The organism is Erwinia typographi, from assembly GCF_000773975.1.
GTDB classification, from domain to species: Bacteria; Pseudomonadota; Gammaproteobacteria; order Enterobacterales; family Enterobacteriaceae; genus Erwinia; species Erwinia typographi.
Genome location: NZ_JRUQ01000092.1, coordinates 21676 through 27825, shown reverse-complemented (window position 1 = coordinate 27825; position 6150 = coordinate 21676). Strand labels below are relative to the sequence as shown.

Below are 6150 nucleotides of genomic sequence, written 5' to 3'. Positions count from 1 at the left end.
ACCAGGGGACATGGCTGACCGAGACCGCCATAACGCGGCCACTGACTCAGACGATCCAGCATGGGATTAGTAAAATCACTGAGCTGAATGGTGCAGTAGCGGGAAGTCGGTTGATTTATTTTCAGGAAGCCCATGCCAGCGCTCATATTGCGGCGTTACTAAAAATTCAGGCTGGCGAACCTTTGGTGATGATTAAACGTTTACGTCTTGCTGACGGCGAGCCTTTTTGTCTGGAAACCAGCTACTTGCCAAAAGCGATTATTCCGGACCTGACCGCCAGTATGCTTGAACAGAACGGTTCGCTGTATCGTCTTCTGGCAGAAAACTACGGTGTTTTAGGCGTTTCAGACGAAGGCACTCTTCGGGTGACCATAATGAACGAAGAAGAACAGGCGTTATTAAATGCACAACCTAATAGCCCTGCTCTGGTGTATCGAGGGGTGATTACTGACCGTTTTCATCAACCGGTTGAATATTTAGTGTCAGTAAACCATCCTCAGCGAGTGACATTTCGCATAAGCCACCGTGAACCGGTTTAAACAACCTAAGAATGTAAAATTAAAACCTTTATTGGGCGATGGCTCCAGTTACCAGAACATGTATTTATCAATAATCCCTGAAAGCGGTGCAGGCTAAGCTGTCATACGGTCTCGACGTTATCCTGAGACAGCTAACTGCTGCCCAGTTCAAAGTTCCCCAAAAACCCTCCACTATTTTGTGGCCTTACTCCTCACATCTGGCGTACAGTGAATGTAATATACTGTTACAGAGAGCATGATATGACTTCTAACATGTCCGGCATTGCCACGACGCTACCTGTATGTAGCGCAGAAAAAATAGCGCTGTTAACGGATATGTTGAATGTCAGCGTAGATTGCATCAAAGTCATTAATACTAACGGCTGTCTCATTTTTATGAATAAATCTGGGTGTGAGGCCCTGGGCGTTAGCGTTAATGAAAAGGAGTTTGGTATGGCGTGGTTAGCACTACTGCCAGAATCTGTTCACCGTAAGGGAAGAGTGGCGCTGAAAAAAGCCGTCAAAGGTGAATGCTCTGGCTTCAGGGGGATAAGCGCTCTTCCTGATGGCACCATCACACACTGGGACAATATGCTCACTCCGGTTCTCGACAATGCGGGTAAAACGACCAGCATCCTATGCGTTTCAAGGAATATAACGCTACAGGTACAGGCAGAAGAGAAATTAAAGGTCAGCAGCGAAACCGATTCGCTAACGGGCCTGCCAAACCGCAGAATGTTCAAAAAGCACCTTAGGTCAACACTGTCCAAAGCTAAGCGGCGCACCGGACAGGTAGGCATTTTGTTCATTGACCTGGACAATTTCAAAGGCATTAACGATACCTTGGGCCACGCTGCCGGGGATAGAGCTCTTATACAGTTTTCCGCAGACTTGAAAAAGATCAGTCCAGATCAGGCGTTCATTTCACGTTTGGGAGGTGATGAGTTTGCGGTCGTTATGGATAGCGCAGATCCTGATGTCCTGTCTGGCTATGCCAGCCATATTCTCTCTCAGGTTAGACGAACGGTCAGATTCAGTCGCACAAAGGCAGACTTTGGTTTGACTATCGGTGCCGCTGTTTATCCAAAGCACGGTGAGACGGCTGATGAACTGATGAAATGTGCAGACATGGCGATGTATCAGAAAAAACTAAATGGGAAAAACGGTTTCCTGATGTTTTGAATCGTCGCGAGTCTAACAGACATCTCAGTGCCTTTTTGGACCGACTCAGCTAAAGGCTCAATCAGTGCCGCAATCCTCTACCTTAGCGCAGGATGCCTACCCTGCCCGTAGGGCTGTCAGTGCCATTACCCAAGAACCGGGACTGACCATGTACAATCACTTGACGCCAATTAGTTGGCATAGCAACCTTTTCCAATACGTTTTCACTTATCCTTTCGTTACCGGAAATTTGTGAGTCAGCTTGTAGGGCATTCAGCTCGACAAACAGAGTGCTCCGTATTTTAACTGGCCTTTTGCGTCGCAAAATAAAACTGCATCAGACAGACTCAAGCCGCTGCACTGCCGGACGAGTGTCGGGCGAGTAACGCGATGATAAACAGTCCCCCAATGCCTGCCGTAATAATGCCGATCGGCAGCTCCTGCGGAGCCAACAGCGTCCGGCTGACGATGTCTCCGCCACACAGCAGAACCGCCCCCCAGACGCCACACAGGGGGAGCAGCAGCAGATGCTTAACGCCCGCAAAATGCCGACACAGGTGAGGCACCATCAGTCCGACAAAACCAATTACGCCGGTTAAAGCCACTAAAAAAGAGGTTGCCAGCGCACAACACAGAAAAATCTCCATCCGCAGGCGGCTGACGTTAATCCCCAGCGATAGCGCGGTCTGTTCCCCAGCCAGCACGCCATCCAGCGAGCGCCAGCGCAGCAGGACAAAGGTGCTCAGCAGCACCAGGCTGAACCCAGCGATGGGCAGATTGTTCCAGCTGGCTAATCCCAGCCCCCCTAGTGACCAGAACAGCACTGAGCTGGCCGCCCGCTGATCGCCAGAAAAAATGAGATAGCTGGTTAACGCCCCAAATAAAAATGAGATGGCAAGTCCGCAGAGAACCAGATGCTCAGCCCCGCGTTGCTTTTTAAAATGAAACAGCAACATCACCGCCATGGCGGAACAGATCCCGCCAACAAACGCCGAGAGGGGCAGCGTTAATATACCGAGCCGATCGCCAAATCGGGTGATCACCAGCACCGCCCCCGCTGACGCGCCGGATGATAGCCCGAACAAAAAAGGATCGGCCAGATCATTACGGGTAGTGGTCTGTAACAACGCACCCACCATCGCCAGTCCCGCACCAGTCAGCGCCGCGAGCAGCGCTCTTGGCACTCGCAAATCCGTCACGATTCGGCTGATCATATCCGATACCGGCGCATCCGACAGTCTCAGCGCCCCCAGTACCTGCATCAGCGTCAGCGAGACCGTCCCAGTGGCAATACTGAGCAGCATCAGCCCGATCAGTACCACCACCGCCCCCCACATCGCCCAGTGATAACGGTACGATGCGGACATTACTTCGCCGCCGCCGGATACATTGCCCGCGCCAGTTTTTCCACAGCGTGAACGTTGGCTGGTCCCGGGGTGAGTTCAGCATACTGTAGTTTCAGGTAGCGCTGATGCTGTACCGCCGGGGTCAGTTTCATTAGCGGATGATTCTCCAGAAAACGACGCAGTCCATCTGCGCCACTGCCGGTCTGGTAATCCAGCAGAATGATAAAATCCGGCTCAGCCGCAGCCACGCTTTCCCATGAGGTGGTTCCCCAACTGGTCTCCAGCGCCTCCATCGCATTTTTACCGCCCGCCGCCTCAATGATGGCCGTCGGCATCGCATATTTGCCACTGGTAAACGGCTTGTCCTCGCCCGAATCATAGACAAAGACTTTCAAGGGACGAGTTCCTTTCGGCGGTTCAGGAAGTTCGCTCAGGGTCTTTTTCCAGCCGCTGATCAGCGCCTGTGCTTCATCCCGCTTGCCAAAAATCGCGCCCAGCGTCAGGACATCGTTATACAGCAGATCCATCGTGGCTTTATGTTTGTGTGCCGCGGTGAAAACGCAGCTCTCACTCAGTACAAAAGTCCTGATGCCATATTTGCTGAGCGTGTCAGGCGTCACTTCGCCGCCCACTTTCATGCCGTAATTCCAGCCGGCGAAAAAGAAATCAGGTTCAGCCGCCAGTAATGTTTCCAGGCTGGGATACTTCGGCGCCAGCTCCGGGATCGAGCCCATCGCCTGTTTAAATTCCGGCGTCATTTTGTACCAGCCACTGATCCCGGTCAGCCCGACGATACGATTTTGTAAATGCAGCGCGAAGGCCATTTCTGACATATTGAGGTCGTTAATAATGGCCCTTTTGGGCGGCTCGGTGAATGTCACGGGCGTGCCACAACTTTGAATGGTGACAGGAAAATCAGCCGCACTGGCTGCGGAAACGGACATCACCGCCATCAGGCTTATAAACAGTTTTTTCATTACTGGCTCTCAGAAAGTAATTTACCCATGGTGAGGAACTTCAAAAATACGCAACGCCTTCCCTGTATCAGGATGCGGTACGGTAAAACTGGTCAACCCAAACACGGGATAAAGGTATTCTGATACCAGTACCCGCTCCGGGGTATCGCAGATCGCTGACTTGCCCTGCGACAGGAGAAGCACACGATCAGCAAAAGATTCCGTGAGTGACAGATCGTGCAGAACCGCCACTACGGTGATCCCTTTGCTTTTTACCAGAGAAAGCAGCTCCATCCGCCCGGGAGGATCGAGATGATTGGTCGGCTCATCAAGCAATACCAGGTCAGGAGTCTGGGCCAGTACCCGCGCCAGCGCCGCCCGCTGTCTCTCTCCGCCGGAAAGCGCAGACAGTGAGCGCCTGCGTAACCGCTGTAGTCCGGTTTCTTTGATGGCGCTGGCTACAATCGCATCATGGACATCACGCGGTACATCCCGGACGTGTGGGATACGTCCCAGCGCAACATAGTCCTCAAGGGACAGTCTCATATCAGGTGTGTCGTTCTGCGCCAGGACAGCAACCTGTCTGGCCCGCTGCTGGCGTGACAACGCCGACATGGAGCGGCCCAGCAGGCGAATTTCGCCTTTTAGCGGGGCCAGTTCCTGACTAATTGCCCGCAGTAAAGAGGTCTTACCGCTACCGTTAGGTCCGATAACGGCCAGACACTCTCCGGCTCTGGCTTCAAAACGAATGGCTGAAAGCAACTCTCCGCCGCCTGGTCGCGCCAGAGACAGGATATTGACGCTGAGAACGCTCTCCGGAGTCCCCAAACAGTCCTCCGTTATCAGGTTATTTACGGTATTGCGCTTCACATTGTTCCTGCTTGATTTTGGCATCAACACGCCGTCGGGTTCAGCATCAGCCGCCGAAGGCCGATGGACTCCCGGCCGTAACCGTACTCAACGTTTTTCAGACGTTGCCGCGCCGCGCCACACGTCGGGGCCATGGATCGACAAAGGTTCCCCCCTCGGCCCAGTGACGAATCTCGCCCTCGGTCAGAAAACAGCGTTTCAGCGCCTCGACAAACCTGTCCAGCTCGCTTAGCTGCCCGATCACCGTCAGGCGACAACGCCTGTCGCCGAAGCGACCTGGCCACTGACGCCGCAACTGCTGGCGCAGGGTTTCACGCTCCTGCTGGGTCAGCAGAGGCTCGTCGTGTGTCAGCACGCCCGCCTTCCAGTAGCTGACAAACTCCAGGCTGATGCTGCCCGCCGCCTGATTCCACAGCAAAGCCAGGTCATCCCGTCCCGGCAGCCAGAAAAAGCCTTTACTGCGGTGTATTCCGGCCCCAAGAAACTGGTGATAGGTATCCCAAAGACGCTGCGGATGGAACGGGCGATCATCTTTCAGCACCCGCGACTCAATGTTATAAGTTTGCCCCGTCACCGTTTCGACTTCGGCTTCCAGTTCGTCGATCAGCGTCGCCACGCGGTGAAAAGCGTAATCCGGCATTGCCAGCATTTCAGCAAGTTGCAGGTTCCCCCAGGCAACAGCCTTCACGGAGACATAAGGGTTAATCGTGTGCAGGCACTTCGCCATCTCGGTGATCTGATGAAAAGGCAGCCGATCATTTTTGGTCAGCAGCAGGTGGCTGCAAAACAGCACCTGTTCCGCCAGCAGGTTCTCCGTTCCCCTGCGGCCCTGCCGAAGATTCTCCTGCCACGAGTCGAGCAGCCTTTCACCGCCGTCAAAATCGTCACGCAGCATCACGGCGTCCACCAGCGTTAACAGCCCTTTCAGTACCACCTGCGGATGGTCGCGCAGGTACTTCACCAGCGGTAACGGATGGCTGCTGCCGCTGGTTTCCAGCAGGATATGGGCTGGCCGCTGGCGAGACAGCAACTGACACAGGGCGCTATCCAGTTTCTGGATACCACTGCTGCTGCTAATACTGTCGGCGGAAATGGTGACAAAATTGTGCTTTTCCGCGCCGACAATGTCCGTATTGGCAATCAGGACGCCGTCGACATCCAGTTCGCTCATATCGTTGACGATGACGCACATCGAAAGCTGCTGCTGGTGCGCCTGCTTTAACAGGCTCTTTAACAGCGTGGTTTTCCCTGCGCCAAGAAAACCGTTCAGAATCGTTAGCGGTACTCTCGCCATTTATC

Annotated in this window: 6 protein-coding genes; 2 read left to right on the top strand and 4 right to left on the bottom strand. The window is 53.7% G+C overall.

The genetic code is table 11. From position 1 onward, the window contains the following. Positions 1 to 539: GntR family transcriptional regulator (locus NG99_RS25400; protein ID WP_034899240.1), on the top strand; the 539-nt coding region annotated here is incomplete at its 5' end. Between the two features lie 240 nt (positions 540 to 779). Further along, complete coding sequence (locus NG99_RS25395; RefSeq protein ID WP_052130878.1) at positions 780 to 1700, top strand: GGDEF domain-containing protein; 921 nt, start codon at positions 780 to 782, stop codon at positions 1698 to 1700. A gap of 326 nt (positions 1701 to 2026) precedes the next feature. On the opposite strand, the gene NG99_RS25390 is transcribed toward NG99_RS25395, so the two are convergent. The 4 genes from NG99_RS25390 to NG99_RS25375 form a co-directional block, all read right to left on the bottom strand. After that, positions 2027 to 3046 carry a FecCD family ABC transporter permease gene (locus NG99_RS25390; protein WP_034899220.1) on the bottom strand — a complete coding sequence of 340 codons (1020 nt, stop codon included), beginning with the start codon at positions 3044 to 3046 and terminating at the stop codon, positions 2027 to 2029. Continuing rightward, the gene (locus tag NG99_RS25385; RefSeq protein WP_034899218.1) at positions 3046 to 4002 is read right to left on the bottom strand and encodes an ABC transporter substrate-binding protein; all 957 of its coding nucleotides are present in this window, start codon (positions 4000 to 4002) and stop codon (positions 3046 to 3048) included. The genes NG99_RS25390 and NG99_RS25385 overlap by 1 nt, the downstream gene beginning before the upstream one ends. A gap of 21 nt (positions 4003 to 4023) precedes the next feature. Continuing rightward, positions 4024 to 4875, bottom strand: a complete 852-nt coding sequence (locus NG99_RS25380) for an ABC transporter ATP-binding protein (protein ID WP_084110637.1) — start codon at positions 4873 to 4875, stop codon at positions 4024 to 4026. Between the two features lie 73 nt (positions 4876 to 4948). Next, positions 4949 to 6145, bottom strand: a complete 1197-nt coding sequence (locus NG99_RS25375; protein WP_034899215.1) for a CobW family GTP-binding protein — start codon at positions 6143 to 6145, stop codon at positions 4949 to 4951. Between the last annotated feature and the right edge of the window lie 5 nt (positions 6146 to 6150).